Annotated in this window: 14 protein-coding genes and 1 pseudogene; 8 read left to right on the top strand and 7 right to left on the bottom strand. The window is 71.4% G+C overall.

Going from position 1 to position 20,380, the window contains the following annotated elements; all coding sequences use genetic code 11:
• The first annotated feature begins 1,069 nt into the window (after positions 1–1,069).
• Positions 1,070–1,582: pseudogene (locus OG715_RS00830) on the top strand (DUF6584 family protein).
• A gap of 20 nt (positions 1,583–1,602) precedes the next feature.
• On the opposite strand, the gene OG715_RS00835 reads toward OG715_RS00830, so the two are convergent.
• The 3 genes from OG715_RS00835 to OG715_RS00845 form a co-directional block, all read right to left on the bottom strand.
• Complete coding sequence (locus OG715_RS00835; protein ID WP_327063542.1) at positions 1,603–2,433, bottom strand: helix-turn-helix transcriptional regulator; 831 nt, start codon at positions 2,431–2,433, stop codon at positions 1,603–1,605.
• A gap of 202 nt (positions 2,434–2,635) precedes the next feature.
• Positions 2,636–3,865 (bottom strand): alpha/beta hydrolase family protein, encoded by a 1,230-nt coding sequence (locus tag OG715_RS00840; RefSeq protein WP_327063543.1) that lies wholly within the window; start codon positions 3,863–3,865, stop codon positions 2,636–2,638.
• 153 nt (positions 3,866–4,018) lie between these two features.
• Entirely contained in the window at positions 4,019–5,041 is a 1,023-nt protein-coding gene (locus OG715_RS00845; protein ID WP_327063545.1) for a hypothetical protein, read from the bottom strand.
• 157 nt (positions 5,042–5,198) lie between these two features.
• Here OG715_RS00845 and OG715_RS00850 point away from each other — a divergent pair, with 157 nt between their 5' ends.
• Entirely contained in the window at positions 5,199–5,726 is a 528-nt protein-coding gene (locus tag OG715_RS00850) for a hypothetical protein (protein WP_327063546.1), read from the top strand.
• A 399-nt stretch (positions 5,727–6,125) separates the two neighbouring features.
• Positions 6,126–6,290, top strand: a complete 165-nt coding sequence (locus tag OG715_RS00855) for a hypothetical protein (RefSeq protein ID WP_327063547.1) — start codon at positions 6,126–6,128, stop codon at positions 6,288–6,290.
• 312 nt (positions 6,291–6,602) lie between these two features.
• Here OG715_RS00855 and OG715_RS00860 read toward each other — a convergent pair whose 3' ends face one another.
• Positions 6,603–8,033, bottom strand: a complete 1,431-nt coding sequence (locus OG715_RS00860; protein WP_327063548.1) for an MFS transporter — start codon at positions 8,031–8,033, stop codon at positions 6,603–6,605.
• Positions 8,034–8,093: 60 nt separating this feature from the next.
• Between OG715_RS00860 and OG715_RS00865 the strand changes: the two genes are divergently transcribed.
• Entirely contained in the window at positions 8,094–8,669 is a 576-nt protein-coding gene (locus OG715_RS00865; protein WP_327063549.1) for a winged helix-turn-helix transcriptional regulator, read from the top strand.
• A gap of 428 nt (positions 8,670–9,097) precedes the next feature.
• Here OG715_RS00865 and OG715_RS00870 read toward each other — a convergent pair whose 3' ends face one another.
• Positions 9,098–9,679: an RBBP9/YdeN family alpha/beta hydrolase gene (locus tag OG715_RS00870; protein WP_327063550.1), complete on the bottom strand. Its 582-nt coding sequence runs from the start codon at positions 9,677–9,679 to the stop codon at positions 9,098–9,100.
• Between the two features lie 75 nt (positions 9,680–9,754).
• Here OG715_RS00870 and OG715_RS00875 point away from each other — a divergent pair, with 75 nt between their 5' ends.
• Positions 9,755–10,363, top strand: coding sequence for a TetR/AcrR family transcriptional regulator (locus OG715_RS00875; protein WP_327063551.1), 609 nt, complete (start codon positions 9,755–9,757; stop codon positions 10,361–10,363).
• A 453-nt stretch (positions 10,364–10,816) separates the two neighbouring features.
• Here the strand turns inward: OG715_RS00875 and OG715_RS00880 are convergent, their stop codons facing one another.
• Both OG715_RS00880 and OG715_RS00885 read right to left on the bottom strand, forming a co-directional pair.
• Positions 10,817–12,511, bottom strand: coding sequence for a DNA/RNA non-specific endonuclease (locus OG715_RS00880; protein WP_327063552.1), 1,695 nt, complete (start codon positions 12,509–12,511; stop codon positions 10,817–10,819).
• A gap of 679 nt (positions 12,512–13,190) precedes the next feature.
• Positions 13,191–16,541, bottom strand: coding sequence for an ALF repeat-containing protein (locus OG715_RS00885; RefSeq protein ID WP_327063553.1), 3,351 nt, complete (start codon positions 16,539–16,541; stop codon positions 13,191–13,193).
• A 442-nt stretch (positions 16,542–16,983) separates the two neighbouring features.
• Between OG715_RS00885 and OG715_RS00890 the strand changes: the two genes are divergently transcribed.
• The 3 genes from OG715_RS00890 to OG715_RS00900 all read left to right on the top strand — a co-directional run bounded on the left by OG715_RS00890 (position 16,984) and on the right by OG715_RS00900 (position 20,380).
• A complete protein-coding gene (locus tag OG715_RS00890) occupies positions 16,984–17,499 on the top strand; it encodes a hypothetical protein (protein WP_327063554.1) in 516 nt (171 codons plus the stop codon).
• A gap of 46 nt (positions 17,500–17,545) precedes the next feature.
• Complete coding sequence (locus tag OG715_RS00895; RefSeq protein WP_327063555.1) at positions 17,546–18,727, top strand: RICIN domain-containing protein; 1,182 nt, start codon at positions 17,546–17,548, stop codon at positions 18,725–18,727.
• Between the two features lie 417 nt (positions 18,728–19,144).
• Positions 19,145–20,380, top strand: coding sequence for a PP2C family protein-serine/threonine phosphatase (locus OG715_RS00900; RefSeq protein WP_327063556.1), 1,236 nt, complete (start codon positions 19,145–19,147; stop codon positions 20,378–20,380).

The raw sequence follows: 20,380 nt of genomic DNA on the forward strand, positions 1-20,380 counted from the left end.
CTCTCGCCCGTCGACCGGTGGGCCGGCCGAACCCGCTCCCGAGGCCGGAGCACCTGGATGCGATGACCTGCAGGCGCCAGTGAGGGCCGGGCGAATCCACCACGAGCTGCCACCGGTCGAACCGGGCCTGTGGACCGGGCAGGGCTCGCTGGCCGACCCCGCCCTCGTCCGGCGTCCATCGCTCCTTGCCGTCTGCCGGCCCGAGGAGGCACGAGGAATGAGGCGGTGTTTGTACGGCAGCTATCCGCCTGAAGGAGAGCCGGAAGGAGGTAACTGCCGCGTGCACGTGGCACAGGAGCACTGCTCCGCACTCAAACCAATGGAGGGTCGATGACCATCGACGGCGCATACGTGCACAAGATCTCGGGTGCGTACGGTCTGATGGTGCGCGCCGCAATGGAGATGCTCTCCTGATTCCTGACCTGAGCGTCCGGCGGAACGCGACAGCGGGTGTCCGGCGGAAGGTGCCGGACACCCGCCGCGCGGTTGGGCTCGTCGGGGCCCGTCGGGGCCCGTGGTCAGCGGGCGGACCAGACCGGGCAGTCGGCCATGTGGCGGGTCATCATCACCACCGTCCCGCCGTCGGAGACCTGCCGGTCGCGCGAGACCGTGCAGCACGTCACCGGTTCCGGAGACATCTCCCGGACGACCGCAAGAGCCTCGTCCCGGTCCGGCATCTCGGTACGCGGCCACGCGGGCTCCACGGGCGTCGGCCCGGGCCGACGAGGGGGGACCCGGCGCCGGACCTGCCCGACGGGCACCCCGAGAGCGCGGGCACGGGCGTGAAGACGACGACGGTCGCGGCGTTCGGACATGGTGACACCATGCCCTCTCCCACCCCCTCGACGCCAGCGACCCGGCAGACGCCTCCGGACCGCCCCACCGACGGGGCACCCGAACCGAACCCCGCAGGGTGCCCTCGCGGTCCCCGGATCGCGACGCCCGACAGGAAGCGGCACAGTCGCCGGAGGGGCGGGGCCGTTCCTGAAGGACATCGGGCTCCGGTTGGTTGTCCGAGCGGGCTCGTAAGTCCTTTGACCAGGTGTTCCTCGTTCGTCACCATGATCCGGTGACAGTTGAGAGCACCCTCCTCAGGGTCGACGCGGACCTTCTCGCCGGCCGGATACCCGTCGCTCGTCAACGCCTGCGCGGCCTGGTGGGCTCGTACCCGGCGGACCTCACGGTCAGGCGGCGGCTGGCCGAGGTCTACCGGTTGTACGGCTAGCCGGCCGAGGCAGGCCGTTGGGCGTACCTCGACGCGGACCGGGATCCCGACGAGACGGCGGCTTTCGAGGCCCGACACCCCGATCCGCTCGACCGAATGACGGCCGTCGCCTGGCGCGGCCCCGAGGAGTCGGCACCGACGGACACCTCCCGGGCCCGGCTGGCCGGGCTCCGCGAGGCGGCCTCCGCGCAGGCGGGCCGCCCGATCCACTGGCACCACAGACCTGACCGCGCCGAACACACCGAGCAGGCCGACTCGACCGGGACACTGTTCTGTGCCGGACTCGCTCTCGCAGGTCTGGCCCTCCTGGGCTTCGCAACCCTCGGCGTCGTCACCTTCGTTCGCTGGTGGCTCTGAGCCGCGAAAGGTGACAACTCTCAGGACGACACTCCGTAGCAGGTGGCGATCGCGGCGGCGCGGTCGCGCAGGGAGTCGCGCAACCACTGCGGAGCCAGGGCCTCCGCGTTCGTGCCGAGCTGCCACACCGCCCATTCGGCGTGTCGCGGATCCTGGAAGGTGACCTCCAGCCGCAGCCGGCCGTCCGCGTCGGCCTCCTCGACAAGGACCGCCAGCGCGGTGCCCACCAGGTCCTCCCGCCGCGCCGGGTCCACCCGCACCCGCACGATGACCTGATCACCGCCGGTCCGGAACCGCCGGCTGCGTTCCTGCCAGGCCCAGTCCAGATCGACCCGCTCCGGCCGCTGTGCCGGTTCGGCGAGTTCCTCGGCGGCCAGGATGCGGGACAGCCGATAGGTGCGGTCCGCGCCCGACCGCGTGGCCAGCAAGTAGCCCTGCTCGCGCACGGTGACCAGGCCGATCGGGTCCACCGTGCGCCACTTCGGGGTCCGGTCCACAGCCGCGTAGTGGATCCGCAGCTTGTGTCCGGTGAACACCGCGCGCAGAACCGCGGCCACGATGGTGTCGGGCACCTCCTCGGCGACCAGCAGACGTGAGAGGAGGTCGGTCTCCGGGTCGACGAGCAGTCGCTGAGCCGCGCCGGCCGCGGTGTCCCGATAGCTCTCGGGCAGCGCGTCGACCACCTTGAGCATCGCCGAGGCGAGCGCCGAACCGAGGCCGAACGCCTGCGCTCCACGCCGTGATCCGGCGACCAGCAGGGCGAGGGCGGCGCCGTCGGACCCGAAGGTCCGGGCAGCACCTCGACCTGGTGACGGAACGCCTCGTGGGCGAGCGCACTGCGGCTCGCCCACGAGGCGTCACCGGGTTCCGCCGAGTCGATGTCGGCTCATGAGCCGTTCCGGCGTTCCGCCGCACCAGCGGTGAACGCGCGCCGTGCGCCGTTCGGCGCCTCCTTCGGCCGCTCCCCCACCCGTGACAGAGCCCGTCGAATACCGCTCCCGCCCGGGCGGGGACGCCGGCGTGCGGCCGAGGTCCCCGCCCGCGGGCCGGGGGTCAGGGGTGGAACAGCACCTCCGGGTCGGCCGCGTTCGGGCCGTCGAGCAGCGGTTGCTCGATGCCCTTCAGCTGCAGGTCGAGGAAGGCTCCGACGTAGCGGCGGGTGAGATCGACGGCGCGCCCGCTCGCGATGGTGGTGCCGGGGGCCGGGGGCAGGCCCAGTCCGTCGACGAGGACCGGGAAGTCGGTGAAGCTGTGGTGGTCGGTGCCTTCGACGGTCAGCCAGCGCTTCCAGCCGTCGAGGCGGGGCCAGCTCGTCTCCCAGCTCTCGTCCTCGGCGCCGCCGCCCAGCGGGTGGCCGATCATCAGGAACGGCTTGCCGCCGATCCCGGTGGCGGGCACCAGCACGTCCATGGTCCCGTCCAGGTTCACCCCGGCCCGGATCCGGTCGTCGGTGAGCAGGGCCGGGACGGTGGCCGCGCCACCGGCGGAGTGACCGGCAATGCCGATCCGGTCGCGGTCGATCATCCGGGCGTAGCGCCACGCCGGGTGGGGACGGCTGGTCAGGCGGTCGATGACGAACGACACGTCCTTCGCCCGGCTCTCGTCCACCTGCGCCCAGTCCTTGGGAACGCCGCACATCACACAGGGCAGTGTCCGCCCGTCCGGGAAGGTGGTGCCGGTGTTCTCGTAGGTGTGGTCGACCAGCGCGACGACGTAACCGCGGCTGGCCAGGTCCTCGGCGAGGCCGGTGATGGCCGTCCGCGCGTCGACGAAACCGGGCGACAGCACCACCAGCGGGTAGTGGCCGCCCTGCGGACGGGCGCCGGTCGCCGACCAGGTCCGGACGCCGGCGAGGACCTCGGTGGGGACGGTGTTGCCCGGCAGTCGGAAGTCCAGCATCGCGCGGGCCGCCCCGGCGGTCATGTACGGGGCCGGGCCGCCCGTGCCGGCGTGGGCGGGGTAGTACATCGAGACCATCAGCTGGCGCGGACCGGCGGAGGGCACCCACGGGTCCGGACGGTCCCGGTCCACCAGGTGCAGGATCTCCCGCCCGACCCCGTACGGGCCGGTCGGGCGCGGGAGTTCGATGCGGACGGCGGCCGGGTCGCCCGTCGCGGCGGCGCCGAGTGCGGGTACGGATGCGGGCGCGGTTGCGGGTGCGGTTGCGGGCGCGGCGGAGCCCGCCGGGGACGGTACGGCCAGAGCCGGAACGGCGGCGGCGACGGAGAGGGGCAGCGCGAGCAGCAGGGCTGCCGCGCCGACGGTGACGCGAAGTCGTCTCATGTCGGCGACAGTAGGTCGCGGGCACCGGAACTGACGTCCACTCAGCGGTGTATCCGCCCCCTCCGGAAGGAGCCTTCGCGTCCCCTAAGGGGTGCCTCTCCGGTCATCGGCGCGAGCGGACGCGGACGGGCGGCGTCCGACCGCGCGACCGGCTCACTGCATGACTTCGAGATGCGGGTGGTCGAACGATGTCGGGCAGATGTAGATCTGCAGGTTGTAGCCCCGGCCGATCGTCACCGTCGGCGCATTGGCACGAGTGCGCAGCCCGGTGGGGCCCGACGGCTCCTCGCGGTCTTCGAGGGGGATCCAGCTGCCGCTTCCGCCGTCCCATTCGCCCGAGCCGATGGTGAGCAGGGGCCTGTACTCGGCGTTGCAGGTCTCGCAGTGCATGGGCGAGGGGTCGCAGAAGCTCCACGGGCCCCAGCCGCCGACCTTCCAGCCGGGAGAGACCGAGAGCTCGTACTGGTAGTAGGCGCCGCCGGGGCCTGCTCCGAAGTCCTTCAGCTGCTCCTCCCCCCAGCTGTGGAGACGTTCAGCGAGCTCCTTCGGGAGTTCGTGCGGTGCCGGGTACTCCGTGACGACCTCGGGGTGCAGGACGCAGGGCTCGGGAACGTAGTTGCCGTAGTGCTCGACATCGGCGGGTTCCGGGGGATCCGTGAGCAGCTCGCCGACGCTTGCGGCGTTCCGCCAGACGAGGCGGGCCGCAGGAAGCCAGTTGTGGTGGTCGAGCGGGCACCACAGCACTTGCAGGAGGTCGGCTCCCTCTGGGCCCACCAGTCCCGGGACGTCGCGAAGGTAGAGCTGGGCGACCGGCAGCAGGGCGTTCGGCCCGGCCTGAGCCGGATGCCCTGCCTCGAGCTTGTCGAGGTACGCGCGCTGGTCGGGGTCGAGGAGGTCCTCGCTGGGCTCGCGAGCACGGAGCCAGGCGGCTTCGAGCAGCGCCCGCCTGCGGCGGACATCGTCGAGGGAGACGGGCGGCTCCCAGTGCTGGTGTTCCTCCGCGCAGGTCGGCCATTCCTCGTCGGCGGGCCACAGGAGCGGTCCGCCGACGGAGCCGTCGTGAACGGACGGTCGGCCCGCGCGCGGGTGCAGGCGGACAGCCTGCCGGGCCAGTGGTGCCAGCTCCGGGTGCACGGACGCGATGTCCTCGGGCCGGGGTGGCGTGGTTCTCGGCATCCGTGCTCCTTCGGCAACCGCCTGCGGGTTTCGAGCGGACTCTATCCGCGGGCACTGACAGCCCTGTTGTCCGTCCGGCCGACCGCGGTAGGGATCATGGCCGGTTCCAGGAACGCGGTGCAGACGGCCCGGGCCCGGCTGCCTACGCTGAGGCGCCATGTGGACCTCCGCCCCGGCGGTGAGGCGTGCAGGCCTCACCGCCGTCATCGCGTCCCTTCTCTGCTTCGTGGCCCTGAGCCGCCCGGCCGTCGCCGCCGAGCCGACTCCGCCCCACTTCGTGGTCACCGTCGACGACGCCACCCTGACGCCCAGTCAGACCTCCACCGTCAGTGTCACCTTCACCAATCGGGAGACCGAACCCGTCCAGTTCGTCTACGCGATGCTGTGGCCGATCTGGGTCGAATTCCTCGGCTGCACCGGCACGAGCTGGTGCTCGTACGGTAATAACAGCCCCGGCATGCTGGCGTACAACCTGACCGCGCCACTGGTCCCGATCGCCCCCGGGGAGAGCCGGACCGTCCGGCTGCCCTTCCGCTTCCGTGCCGACCTGGACTGCGCCTCGCAATGGACCCTGGGCATGTCGGTCTCGTACTTCCACTACGAGTACGGGCATGGGCAGGCGACAGATTCCTTCGACCGCCCGGAGTCGATCGCCCACACCACGCTGGTGTGCCCCACCGCGTGACCGCGGCGCACCGTCGGTAGCGGCCAGGGCCCGCTGGTCCCCGCGCCCGTGGGGACCAGCGGGCCTGGTGGACGGCCTCTCCCCGTGCCCACAGAGTCAGGGTCCGTCCGAATCAAATGGCGGATTCCCCGGGGCAGACGCGAGACTGTGGCGGGGCACCCACGGGTCCGCAGCGGGTGCGATTGTCTGCATTCGGCCCGGGTGCTTCGAGCCAGTACTCCCTCGGTCGAACGGAATCACCACCGATGAGCCGTCCCGCGGTACCCGAACCGGCCTGGTGGTGCGAGGACCCGGAGCGGTGGGAGCTTCTGGAGTTCGACGGACGGCACGATGACGACGGCCAGCCCGTAGACATCCGTTGGGAGGACCGGGAACAGGTCCTCGAAGCTCAGCGCCGGCGTGGCCCGCACGGTCGAGTACGTCCGCGGCTCGGAGCACCCGCAACGGGACAACCTCCTGGGGCACCTGGAGCAGATGGACGCGACCGACGACGAGGTCGCCCGGACGCTGGCCGAACAGCGTCGCTACTACGCCGCGGCCCTCCGCGAGCTGGCCGGGGAGTGAGGCGCGAAGTCGGGCGCGGGGACAGCGGTGGTGACGGGCCCGGTCGGCGGACGGGACGCCGGTCGGTCGGAGCGTTCTAACCGCGATCTCGGCGAAGGAGCCTCAGGTAGCGGCGGATTCCGGACTCCCGGGCCGTCCCCCGCCGCTCCTCGGCGACCGGTCCGCTTCACAGGACGAACGGGCCGCCTGCCTCCGCGGACCGCTCGGTGGCAGACGGCCCGCCCTTCTCCCGTCCCCTCAGGGGGAGCCGGCCCGGTCGGTGGCGGCAGGTGGTGGTGGCGGCAGCTGGTGGCGGCCGCCGACGGGTGCCGGCTACCGCGATTCCGCCGCACGGCGCTGGGCGGCGGCGAGCCACAGGGCGGCCGCGCAGGCCAGCAGCGCCGCCACGACCAGCAGGATCCAGCCGCGCCGGAAGCCGTCCAGTGCGGCCTGCGGCCCGTGCGGGGTGCCGATCAGGCCGACCGTCAGCGCCACGCCCACCACCGCGCCGATCTGCCGGGCCATCGTGGTGACCGCCGAGCCGGTGGCGAAGCGCGCGGGAGGCAGCGCCGCCGCGGCGGACCCGACGAGGGTGGGCAGGGTCAGGCCGACGCCCAGGCCGGTGAGCAGCATCCCGGGCAGCAGTTCGGCCGCGAAGCCGGGCCGGACGCCGATGGCGGCGGTCCACCAGCCGATGCCTGCGGCGAACAGCAGGGTGCCGAGGGCGGCGACCCGTCCGGGGCCGAGCCTGCGCACCAGGGCGGCACTGCCCAGGGCGACCGGCGGCACCAGCAGCGGTCCGGGGGCGACGGCGAGTCCGGTGCGCAGTGCCGAGTACCCCCAGACCTGCTGGCACCAGAGGACCGAGGTCAGCAGCATGCCGGCGAAGGCGAGGGTGAACAGCAGGGCAGCGGTGTTGGCGGCGGCGAAGACCGGCACGCGCAGCAGCGGCAGTTCGACGACAGGGGCGTGGTGGCGCGCCGAGCGGCGCAGGAACCAGGCGGTCAGCAGGGCGCTCGCGAGCAGGCCGCCCAGGACCCGGGGCGAGAGCCAGCCCCATTCGTCGGCCTTGACCAGGGCGACGGTGAGGGCGGCGATGGCGGCGGTGAGCAGGACAGCGCCGAACAGGTCGGGCAGCGGTCCGTTCTCCTTGCCGCGACGCGGCGCGGGCAGTACGCGGGCCCCCACGGCGATGGCGGCGATGCCGACCGGGACGTTGACGACGAACACCCAGCGCCAGTCGGCCTCGACCAGCAGTCCGCCGAGGACGGGTCCGAGGCCGGCGGCGATCCCGCCGATCGAGGCCCAGGCCCGGATGGCGCCGGGGCGCTCGGCCGCGGGAGTGGCGTCCAGCAGCAGCGCGAGCGAGGTGGGCATCAGCGCGGCCGCGCCCGCCGCCTGGAGCACCCGGGCGGCGTCGAGCCAGCCGACGGCCGGGGCGAGCGCGCACAGTGCGGAGGCGGCGGTGAAGACGGCCAGCCCGGCGAGGAACACCTTCCGGTGGCCGACGCGGTCGGCCAGTCGTCCGGCGGGGACCAGCAGAGCGGCGAAGACGATGGCGTAGCCGTTCAGCACCCAGGACAGGGTGGCCAGGCTGCTGCCGTCGAAGTGCTGCTGCATCGCCGGGAGGGCGACGTTGACGACGAACAGGTCGAGGTTCGAGACGAAGACCGCGGCGGCGAGCACCAGGAACGCGGCGCGGCGGTGGGGCCGGTCGCGGCCGGACGGTGCGGCTACTGGGTTTGAAATTCCAACTAGCTCCATGGCCCGGAACGCTAGCGGCAGTGGGTTTGAATACGCAACCCACTGTGGCAGGCTGGTGGAGTGACCCCGCACACCGATGCCCAACCCACAGCCGCCCGGCCCGCCGCCACCGCATTGCCGGGCCGCCCCTGCTCCATCGCGGCCGCACTGCAGGTCCTCGGCGAGAAATGGGCGCTGCTCGCCGTGCGCGAGCTCTTCTACGGCAACCACCGGTTCGACCGCATCGCCCGCAACACCGGCGCCCCCCGCGACCGGCTCACCGCCCGGCTGCGCGCCCTGGAGGAAGCCGGAGTGGTCGAACGCCACGCCTACAGCGAGCGCCCGCCGCGCCACGAGTACCACCTCACCGAGGCCGGCCGGGACCTCGCCCCGCTCACCCAGGCCCTGCTCGCCTGGGGCGACCGCTGGGTGTCGCCCGAGCCGCCGGTGGTGCTGCACCACCACCCGGACCACCCGGACGGCTCCGAGGACCCCGACGACGCGGACGACCACGGCCACCCGCTGGACGCCGCCTGGACCTGCCGCACCTGCGGCGTGGAGGTGCGCAGCCCGGACCTCAGCCTGGAGGTCCGCTCCCCCGGCTGGGACCACCGGGGCCCTGCCGCCCCCGGCAACGACACAGGGGCTCTACGGTGAGCCGGACTGTTTTCGGTGGGGCAAACGGGAACCAGCCGGGCGGTGGCCTTGAGAGCCGTACTGGTCCGTCTGCGATGGAGATGGACAGCAGCGCAGCTCCATGATCGACGGTGGGAACAGGAGCCACCTGATCGGGCGACGCGGGTGGGAGTGTCTGCGAAGAAGAGCCGAGCTTGAGCCGATGGGTTGGGTTGCGACCAGGGTCCTGACGGTCCGTGGCGCTGGCGCTCGCTCGCGGAGCCAACGACGGAGGCATCTCGTTCCTCGGGCCGGGGATCGCTTCTGATCCGGCGGTCGTCGCGGATGCCCTGGTGATCGCGGACCGGGCAACCCGGCACACGGGAACGGCCCGTGGGGTTCGTCCCGGGTGGGACGCACCCCACAGGCCGTGGGTGACGAGGTTCCTCGTCCATTTCAGTCAGGTCAGGTCAGAGGGCGAGCAGTTCGGTGACCAGCCGAACGGCCTCCGGGACCTCGACGTGGTCGTCCGGGGTGGCTCCGAAATGGGCACCGGTCGGCGTCACCACGGCCGTCGCGCCGAGACCCTCGACCAGCAGCCGGACGTGCTCGGCCGGATCGGGCTGGTTGACCGGGTCGTCCATCGCCTGCAGGACCCGGAAGTGGCGGGCGGAGCGACGGATCCGCTCCCAGTCGAAGCCCCCCTCGAAGAACGGGGCGAGTTCGTTGTAGCCGACCTCGTGGGCGGAGGTCGCCACCAGGAGGACGCCCGCGAACACCCCGTTCACCTCGGGGTCGTGCTGCTCCAGGAGCCGGAGCACGTTGACGCCACCGATGCTGTGCCCGACCAGCACCGTGGACCCGGCGGGGCCGGCGGCCAGCGCGGCGTCGCCGAAGGTCTCGCGCCAGGGCCCGAGCCGCGGGGCTTCGGTGTGCGGCAGGCGGGGCACGGTGACCCGGTGCCCCACGGCCGCGAGCCGCTCGGTCAGGTACGGGAACCAGACGCTGTCGGCGCTCGCGCCGTAGCCGTGCGACACCACGATCTCGCTCATGATCGATTCACTCCCCCAAATAAAAACGATACGTTGCGTTTCGATTAAACCTAGCACACTGCTAGCGTGTTCCGCGTGCCCACCGGACCATCCCCGAACCGCCGCACCGGCGGCCGGCTCCGCAGCGAGGAAGCCCACGACGCCGTCCTCGCCGCCGCGATCGAACTCGTCGAGGAACTCGGCTACCAGGCCGTCACCGTCGAACGGATCGCCGCCCGCGCCGATGTCGCCAAGAGCACCATCTACCGCTGGTGGAAGTCGAGAGCGACCCTCGTCATGGACGCCTACCGCGCCGCCGTCGAACAACGGATGCCCCAACCCGACACCGGGTCCCTCGCCGGCGACCTGACCGCCTTCGCCACCGCCCTGTACGGCGTCACCTCACACCCCCTCCGGGTGCAGACCCTGCGCGGCCTGATGGCCGAGGCCCAACTCGACCCCGCCTTCGCCGAACCCTTCCGGGACTGGGTGGAGAGCCGGCGGGCGGTCGTGTCCGCGATCCTGGCGCGCGGAGCGCAACGCGGCGACCTACCGCCCACCGCCGACCTGGACGCCGTCACCGACCAGCTCTTCGGCCTCTTCTGGTACCGCCTCCTGGTCGGCCACCAACCGCTCGACCCCGCCCAGGCCGCGACCCACATCGACCAACTCCTCCACGGCCTCCAGCCACGGCACCACCGGTAGGCCCGCCCGTCGGGCCGGGCGGGCGACTGCGACACAGCCCGGACCTCAGCCTGGAGGTCCGCTCCCCCGGCCGGGACCACCGGGGCCCCGCCACCCCCAGCAGTGATGCGGCGACTCGATCGCGCGCTCTTCGGGTATGTACCGAACCGTCTCGGGAATGCCGTGCCGACCGCTCGCCGCGGCCGCCCGAATGCAGCGCTTCTGCCGTACGTCCTGCGGCGAGAGAGCTGCGTCGACCTGGTCGCGCACCTGCGGGCCCGCGCAGTCCGGCCACGGCTCGGTCGGCGGGCCGCCGACCGAGCCGTCGTCCGGTGACGGCGGTCCGAGGTGCGGATGCAACCGGGTCACTGTGTGCGCCAAGGGACCGGTCGAGGGAACAGCACGGTGATGTCGAGCCGCAGCGGTGGAGTGGTAGGACACGTTCCGGCTCCCGACGGCGCCGGTCGGCCCGGATCAGTTTCCGAGGTTGAACAGCCCGGTCGAGCCCTTGGTGTTGGAGACGTAAACCTCTTGGAACAGCGGCTGCGACGTACCGTCCGCCCGCTGGACGGTTGCTCTCATCGTGACGCCGTCAGGGACCGTGCTGGTGGCGTCGCTGTAGTGGGGTGTGACCTCGTAGAAGATGGCGTCGTTCGCCCCGAAGTTGTCGTCGTCCAAAAACTTTTGAGCCTGGAACTCGAAGGTCCGCATGCTGGGGGTTCCCGTGTTCATACCCGACTGCCAGCAAGGGACGAGATTGTTCTGTCCGCCGTCCCGTACCCTGCCCTTTCCACCGAGGATGTTGGCGATCAGATGACACCGCCCGAGTCCGTACGGAGCCTTGGTGCCGGGCTCGGCGAGCGGGCGAGCGAATATTTGTGCGTCCTGCCAGCCGGTGATGTCGCCCACCGCTTCGGAGCCCGTTCTCGGCGCCTTCCCCAGACAGGCTTCGGCCTTGGTCGCCCGGATACCGGCCGGGCCGGGCGGGGTGGTGTTCTTGTTGCGCTGCGCGACCGGTTCCGTGGTGTTGTTGATCCACCCGTTGCTGCTCGGGAGCGACGGTTCCGGCCGCGTCCGGAGGCAGGCGGCCTGCGGCTGTGCGCTTGAGCCGGTGACCTCCAGATTGAACCGCTCGCCCTCCACCACACGCTGCTCGGCAAAGCCCTGGTCGAGCTGCGTCCGGGCGGACTGATGGTCCGCGGCCGGAACGTGGGCGCGCACGCACGGCATGCTGGGCGTCACACCCCGTAGCTTGTGGATGTGCCACTCTCCGCCGCTGCTGGCGGGGATGATCTCGGCGCACTGGGCGCCGTCGGTTCCTCCTTCATGGCTGGCCCCGAAGGGGAAGGCTTCACAGGTGTCGTCGGTGACGATCTCCGGTATGGCCTCGAACGGCTGCGAACCCTCGCAGGTAGCGTTCGTCCGGCCGTCTGCCCCGCTCCTTGCGCGTGTCAGCGGTTTGTTGCGGCCCCAGCCGTCGGAGAGGTTCTCCTGGGCCCACAGGTATCCCGCCGCTGCGGCGCCGGAGGTCGACGTGCTCATCCGGACGACGGGCGTGTAGTCGCGGACGACGCAGCCCGCGGGGGGTTTGCTGTCGGGGATGCTGATGTCCCGGAGGTTGTCGTCGCACCGGATCTTCTCCGGATTGGTCCAGGAGGCGTACGGGTCGGTGGGCTGGGCGCCAGGGGATGTCACGGCCAACGTGTACGAGGTCGTGAAGTCGACGGACGTTCCGGGGGCAGGGTCGGAGCCGTAGGACACCGTGCCGCTGACGGACTTGCCCTTGACCAGGTCACCGTTGTACCAAGGGGTGCCGTTCTTCATCTTGCAGCCGGACGAGCATTGGGCCTTGAACTTCGCAGTGAGGGACGTGACGGCATCGGTCGCCCCGGTCATGGTCACCGTGATGCTCTCGTCCCACTTGGTGCTCCCAGCAGGCAGGAAGGCACTGGTCGCGACGGTCAGGGTGCCGGTGCCGACCACTCTGCCGTTGCTGTCCTTGAGCGTGTACAGCACGCTCAGGCCGCTCAGGCAGTAGCCGAAGCGGTAGTAGTTCCAGTCGCCGGGGTGCGTGATCGTACAGGTGGCTTCGCCGGCCGCCGCCGGACCGGTCGGCCCGGCCGCAGTGAGGGACCCGCGCCCGGCCGGCGCCGTCGGCACGGCGCTCACGGTGACACATGCCTGCACGGCTCCCGCCCGGCGCTCCCGGGAGCCCGCGAGCGTGGGCTCGCAGTTCTCCCCCGAGGCCGCCGTGAAGGGCCGGGTCTTGGCAGAGGCGGGGACGCGGTCCGGACCGCCGGGGTCGACCGTGCCCGCCTGACGGTGGGAGGTCGTGGACGCATGCGTCGACGGGGAGTTCTGGTCGGCGACGGCAGTGCCGGTCGCGGTGAGGCTGAGAACGAGGAGGAGTCGGGGAAGTATTCGTCTTGTGCGTAAGGAGAACATGTCTTCTCTCGGCAAGGGATCACCAAGCGCCGTTCGGCGAGCTGCGTGACCAGGTGGGCCGCGCCGTCCTCTGTCGTTCGGGTCGGCGGGTGCGGCTGCTGGAATCGCCTTGGGGATCGATTCGTCGCTGACCGACTGTCACGGTTGCGTTTCCGGTCGAGGTTGCTCTCACTGCTCCGGGCGCCCGCGCCGTCAGGGCGACGGCTGGGCAATGCTGCGACACGACAGGACCGTTGCCGCCTGCCTTGCGCTCGGCGAACCCTGGGGGTGAGTGCCGTACCGCTTCCCGGTCGGGAGCGGTACGGCACTCGTCGTCATGGCACCGGACCGGGGCACTCGCGCCGCGCCGGGCGGTCCCGTCGACCGGTGCCCGGGATGCGAGCGAAAGGCTACGGCGGACCTGTCAGAAGAAGGCGCCGACGAGCTTCGAACCGGCGTCGGCGAGCTTCTCCACCTTCTTGGCGACCGGCTTGACCACGGTGGAGGCGACCTTTCCGCCGCCACGGGTGACGAGCTGCAAAGCTGTGCGTCCGGCGGCAGCGGCGAATTCGCCGCTGCCGAAGCCGTGTTCGAAGCCCGAGGCGATCGCGCTGATTCCAGCGGCGACCACGGAAACAGTGAGGCAGACCGCGGCGATACTGCCGAGGACGGGCGCGGCGGGCCAGAACACGCAGGCGACGCCGAAACCCACGGCCAGGAGCCCTGCGGCCGAGCTCACCTTGTCCGCGGTGTCGGCCCACCATTTGGCGTCGTTCCGCCATTCGTCCTTGCCGGGTTGGCTTCCCTGGGGGTTGACCGTGTCGTTGGTCGTCGTGTTGGAGGGGTTGCGGTTCGCATCGCGGTTCTTCTGTGCCTGCTCGGCGGCCACGCGCGCGGCTTCGTTCACCTCCGCCGTCCGCTTGGCGGCCGCGGTCCGGTGGGCCTGGGCGGCGGCCTCGGCAGCGGTCGCCTTGTCACGGCCGGCGTCGAGCTCGGCCTGGTGGGCCTGGGCGGCGGAGGCTGCGGCACTGTAGGAGGAGGCCAGCGCGCTGCGGGCCGCGTCGATGGCGAGGTTGGCGGAGTTGTTCGCCGCACGGGACGCGTCCTGGGCGGTCGCGGCCGCGTCCTTGGCCTTGTCCGCCGAAGCCTGGGCGTCGGCGGCGGACTTGTCCGCCGCGGTCGCGTGCCGGCGAGCCTGAGCGGCGTAGTCGTCGGCCAGTGCCGCCGAGTCCAGCGCCTTTTGGGCCCACTCCTGCGCCATCGCCCCTGCATCCCGGGCCACGGCCGCGACTTGGGAGGCGAGTGCCGCGTCCTTCTGTGCGTCCTGGGCGATCTTGGCTGCCGCCGCGATGGTCGCCTGCATGGCGGCGGCGTGGCTGAGGGAGTCGTAGTCGAGCTCGGCGGCCCGGTGCTGGACGGATTCCACGAAGCGCCGGCGCATCCAGGCCGGGCCTTCCATGGCGACCTGGGCGTACGCCTTGGCGTAGGCGTCGCCGGAAGCGATCACCTTCATGGTGCGGACGGCGTCGTCCTCCGCGATGGCGTCGGCCAGGTCCTCGTCGAAGAACTTCTGGAGGGCTTCCGGTGTGTTGGCGTTGAGGGCGTCGTTGGCGGCCTTGACGACGGCGTCGCCGGGCCTCTCGTTGAGGATCTTGAGGATGTTGACCCTGTTGTCCTCGGCCCGCGACTTGATGACGCCACCGGTGTTGAAGTCGCCCTCCGCGGGGATGCCGCCGGCCAGGGCTTGAACCGCCGCTCGCGCGACAGCCGGCTCGGAGACCTGGGCGATGAAGAGGATGGTCTCGCGATCGTCCTGGGAGGCGGCGAGCTGGCGGTCCAGATCGATCCAGGAGTAGACGTCGTACTCGGATCCGGCGAGGGCGAAGCGGGCGGCCTGGCGGGTCCAGGTTCCCCTGGAATCCAGCAGCACGGTTGCTGCCTGACGGCCCAGGGTGGCGGCAACGGCGAGGTCGTTGTTCCTGAGCGCCTGCTCCGCCCGGGCTATGAGGTCCTTGGTGGCCTGGTCGGTCTGCTGTGCCTGGGTGCGCCTGTGCAGGGCGGCCGCGCGTTCGCTCTGATCCAGCAGGGAGAGTTGGGCCGCCTCCTTCATGCCCTGCAGCCTGTCGGCCTCCAGCGCGGCGGCCTCGGCGGCGCGGGCGTTCTTCTCGACGTCCAGCGCGTCCGCGACGGCCTTGGTCGCGAGGTTGGCGGCCTTGACCGCCTCGTCGGCGTGGGCGGTGGACCTGTTGGCGAAGTCGATGGCCTGGCCGGCGTACCTGACCGCTTCCTCTGCGGCGTCGGCGGCCTTCTCGGCGTGTGCGGCGGCCGACCTGGCCGCCGCGTTGGCGGCGCGCGCGGCCCGGGCGGCGGCGGAGGCGAGTGCCTGGGCCGTGGAGGCGGCGTTGGTCGCCTGATTGGCCGCGGAGGAGGCGATCTCGGCCTGGCGCTTGGCTTCGGCCGCCTCGCCCTGGGCGGCACCGGAGGCGCTCGCGGCCTGGGCGGAGGCCCTCGCCGCGGCGGCGGCGTCGCGTGCGGCGCCGGCGGCCGCCAGGCCGGCGTTGGCGGACTGGTCCGAAGCGACGGCCGCGTCCTCGGCCGCCTTCGCCGCGTTGGAGGCCTTCGCGGCGGCGTCGCGTGCGGCAACGGCGGCGTTCTTCGCCTCCTCGGTCCTCGACGCGTCCTTCGACGCGGCGATCGCGGCGTTGTAGGCGCGCGTGGCCGCCGCGCCGGCTGCGGCTGCCGCCTGCGAGGCCGCAGTCGCCGCCCAGGACGCCCGCTGCGATGCCTGGACGGCGGCCGTCGAAGCGTGGATGGCGGTCCGGGCGGCGGACGCGGCCCCACTGGCGGCGGTGGCGGCCGAGCGGGCCGCGTCGGCGGCCAGACGGACGTCGTCCCGTGCCTTCTCCGCTTCGGACGCGGCGATTTCGGCCTGTTCCTTGGCCTTGCTCGCGGCCGTCGTCGCACGTGCGGATGCCTCGACGGCCAGGTCGGTCTGCTCCCGTGCGCGTACGCTCTCGCGCTCGACCACAGCGACCAACTGCGCGATGTTGGCGGCATCCTGGTCCCGGGCCCGCGCGATGTACTGGCCGGTGTCGAGGTACCACTGCACGTCGTCCCCGGTCCCGCTCAGGGCCCGGTTCGCATATTTCTTGAGCTCGGGGCCGGCCGTGGCGAGGCCGCGGATGATCTCGACCCGCATGTCCTCCAGCCTGGCACTGTACTGAGTGGCGAGCAGGAACTGTTCCAGGGCCTGGTCCGATCCGGCGCCGAGTGCGGCGTTGCCGTCGCGCTTGACGCTCTTTCCCCCGAGGGCCATCACCGAGAGGGTCGAGACCCGCATGTCCTCGGTGACCGAGGAGCGGAATCCGTCCTTGATGAAGGCCGATACCGCCTGGTCACCGTCGTTGAGGGCGGCGGTGACGTCCCTGCGGACGCTCCTGCCTCCGAAGCCGAGGTAGGTGAAGGCGGCGACACGGTTGTCGACCCGCGTCGCTCTCGGCAGTTGCTCGGTCAGGAACGCGGTGATCTCCTGGTCAGTCCCGCTCAGCACGTAGGAAGCCGCCTCCCTGACCGAACGGCCCCCCAGGATCCAGGCCTTGACGACCTTGGCACGGTCGGTGTCCGGAAGGGCCAGGGCGTCGCCGACGGGGTCGGCCGTGCCGGCACGGGGGGCCGCCCGTACGGGTGTGGTGCACAGCCAGGGAGTGGAGACGACCGCTGCGCTCGCCGCGACGGCGGTGGCGAAACGGCGTCGGCTCCAGAAAGTCTGCTGCACAGGAGAACCTCTCTGATCGCGATTCATCGAGGGTGCGGACACAACCCGCCCGGGACATCTCATCGGAGCGGCGGTGACCTGACCCTGCGCAGCGGACACGAACTCAAAACCTTCACCGGAACCCGAATGGCATACTGGCGAAAAGATGGCCGATTCTCGTCATCAAACTTTCGCAAAAACACCGCAACCGTTCTGCGGAGTGACGCACATCGCATTCCGAATGCGGTATTTGCTCAAGTATGTATCCATACATCCCCTTGGCTTGACGACATCCTGCTGCTTTCATTCAGAAGATCTCCAGCCGCGGCACGATGCCGCCGTATTCCCGTCCCAGAGGAATCCTTATAACCTGGACGAGGCGCACACATAGGCCCGTTCGCCCCTTCCTCATTGCGCACCCGTGCGCGTTCACGCACATCCCGAATCGACACCGGGGATGAAAATGAAGATACGTAGCACCATTCTGCGGATCACCGCCACGGCTCTGAGCGCAGGCGCTCTGACCTGGGCTTTCACAGCCGGAGGAGCGACTGGCGGGTCCGGCTCCGACACCCCCGCGACGAAGGTGGTTGCCGACGAAGCCCCGGGGTACGCCATCGAGGACTTCGCCTACCCGAACGCCGACAAAATTCTCGCGGAGCAGAAGATCAAGCTGAAGAGCGGAGACGGCCACATCCTCCTCACCCCCTGCACGGGCGCGCCCGAACTGATGGAGGTCTTCTCCCACAAGAACGAGAAGATCTGCTTCCGGGTCACCGGCGACAAGGGGTACCTGAGCCTCGAGGTCCCTGCGGTCTTCGGAGTGAAGGGAAACAACTACGCCGCGCAGGTCGCGATGACCACCGGCACCGAGCAAAAAACCTTCCCGGTGGACAAGAACGCCTGGACGGCCGTCGGCGAGACCGCGGACGAGCAGGGCCGAGATTTCATGCTCCTGGAAATCCGAACCAGCAAGTAGCACCGGCCGGCACCCAGTACCCGGGGCCGCAGAGGAAGGCCATACCGTGTTTCGCTCACGCTCACGTGCCGCCTGGACGACCGGGACCGTCACCGTCGCCGTCCTGACCAGTGCCCTGCTGACGGGCGGTCCCGCGCCCGCCGTCAGCGGTGACGCCTCGCCGACCGGGGCCCACACCTATGCCGCCAAGCTGGACATCGGTGACGGCAGACGCGCCTGCACCGGCGCGCTCGTCGACCCGTTCTGGATCGTCACCGCCGCCTCCTGCTTCGCCGACGACCCCTCCCGGCCGACAACCGTGCCCGCAGGTGCGCCAGCGCTCAGGACCACCGTCACCGTCGGTCGCACCGACCTCACCACCGCAGCCGGCCAGGTCCGGGATGTCGTCGAACTGGTCCCCCGGACCGACCGCGACCTGGTCATGGCCCGCCTGGCCAACCCCGTCACCGACATCACCCCGGTCGCGGTCGCCACCACGACTCCTGCCGCCGGGGAGGAGCTGACGGTGGCGGGCTTCGGCCGCACCAGCACCGAGTGGGTACCCGACCGGCTCCACAGCGGCCTGTTCACCGTCGGCACCGTCGACCCCACCGGCCTCGCCATCAACCCCAAGACCCCGACCGGCGCCGCCGTCTGCAAGGGCGACACCGGCGGCCCCGCCCTGCGCAAGGTCGGCGACCACTACGAACTCGCCGCCCTCAACAGCCGCTCCTGGCAGAACGGCTGCCTCGGCACCACCGAAACCACCCGCACCGGCGCCTACAACACCCGCACCGACGACCTCGGCACCTGGATCCAACAGACCCGCGCCGTTGACTGGAAGACCCTGCTCGTCAACACCAACAGCGGCAAGTGCCTGGAGATCGACGACTCCCTCATGACCGACGGAGCCCAGGCCCAGCAGTGGACCTGCCACAGCCTGCCGACCGCCCGCTGGATCTTCCACTGGGCCGGCGACAGCTGGGAGGTGCGCAACGCCAACAGCGGCAAGGCCCTGGAGATCGAGGACTCCCTCACGGTCGAAGGCGCCCGCGCCCAGCAGTGGACCTTCTACGGCCTCCCCACCCAGAAATGGGACCTCGTCAAGAGCGCCGGCGGCTACGCCCTCAAGAACCGCAACAGCGGCAAGGCCCTGGAGATCGACGACTCGCTCAAAACCGACGGAGCCCGCGCCCAGCAGTGGACCTTCTACGACCTCCCCACCCAGAAATGGGCCTTCTCGTACTGACCCCTGGCAACACAGAGAGGCCCGCGCGGTCCGGCCCGGTCACCACCGCGGTGGCCGGGCCGGAGCGCTTCCCGGCAGGCCCGGTAGTCCGCAGGGACGTCGACTTCTTTCGCGGAGAACCAGGACAGAACTCTGAGCTGGGGCGGAGAATTCCTCACGCAAATGCCGGACCGGGCCTTCGACCGGTGCTGGACCGCGGGGAGCAGCGGCTCCCGGCTGCTCGGCATGAAAACGATTCTCGTGCCGGTTTCCTCGATCAACCACACGATCAACGTCGTCGGGCCCTGACGGGATCGTGGCGGCACACCCCCCGTGCTCCGGCGCCGGGCGCGCTCCGGGAGTGGGCCTTGCGGGCGGCACGCTCCTATGGTGGAAGAACCCCATCACCGGAAGCGACGGCGTACGGGCAGGTGGATCGTGAACGGACCCGTCATCGACTACCAGGACGTCTTCCAGGCCCTGCCGGGCGCGGTGGCGCTGCTGACCCGCGACCTGGTGTACGCGGATGTCAACGAAGCGTTCCTGTCCGTCTCCGGACGCACCCGCGAGCAGCTCATCGGCCGCTACCTGTTCGAGGTCTTCCCCGACAACCCGAACGACGCCTCGGCGAACGGCATGCGCAACCTGCAGGCCTCGCTCGAGCGTGTGATGGCCACCGGCGAGCGCGACACCATGGCCCTGCAGCGCTACGACGTCGAGGACCCGGAGCGCCCCGGCGTGTGGCACGAGCGGTACTGGAGCCCCGTGAACGCCCCCGTCCTCGCCCCGGACGGCACGGTGGCGCTGCTGCTGCACCGCGTCGAGGAGGTCACGGACCTCATCACGGCCCGCGGCTCCCGCGACGGCAGCGGCGCCCGGGTCCTGGAGGCCGAGCTCTACACCCGTGCCCGGGAACTGCAGGAGGTCAACGAACGCCTGCGCGACGCCCACGCCCGTGAACGCGAGGTCGCCCTCCACCTGCAGGAGGCGATGCTCCCCGCGCCCCGGCCGCTCGGCCACCACCGCGCGGCCGTGCGGTACCGCCCTGCCACCGGGGCCCTGAACGTCTGCGGCGACTGGTACGACCTCGCCGACCTGCCCGGCACGGACCACACCGCCGTCGCCGTGGCGGTCGGCGACGTCGTCGGCCACGGACTGCGCGCCGCCGGCGTCATGGGGCAGCTGCGCAGCGCCCTGTCCGCCGCCTCCCGGGTCGCGGACGGCCCCGCCCAGGCGCTGGAGGTCCTGGGCCTGTACGCCCGCTTCGTCGACGGTGCGGAGAACGCCACGGTCGTGTCGGTCTTCGTCGACTGGACCACCCACACCCTCACCTACAGCAGCGCGGGCCACCCGCCGCCCGCCCTGTGCGGCCCCGACGGTGCCGTGGTCCTCCTCGACCGGGCCACCGATCCCCCGCTCGGCGCCCGCCCGGAACACGTCCCGCGCCCGCAGGCCCGGACCGGCTTCACCGAGGGTTCCGTCCTCGTCCTCTACACCGACGGGCTCGTGGAGCGCCGACGCGAGGACATCGACACCGGCCTCGACCGCCTCGCCCGCTCCCTCGCCCGCCACCGCCGCGCCGACCCCGACCGCCTCGCCGACGCGCTCCTGGCCGACCTCGTCCCGCCCGCCGGGCTCACCGACGACACCGCGCTGATCGTCCTGCGCCTCTGA

Source organism: Kitasatospora purpeofusca, assembly GCF_036010405.1.
GTDB lineage: Bacteria > Actinomycetota > Actinomycetes > Streptomycetales > Streptomycetaceae > Kitasatospora > Kitasatospora purpeofusca.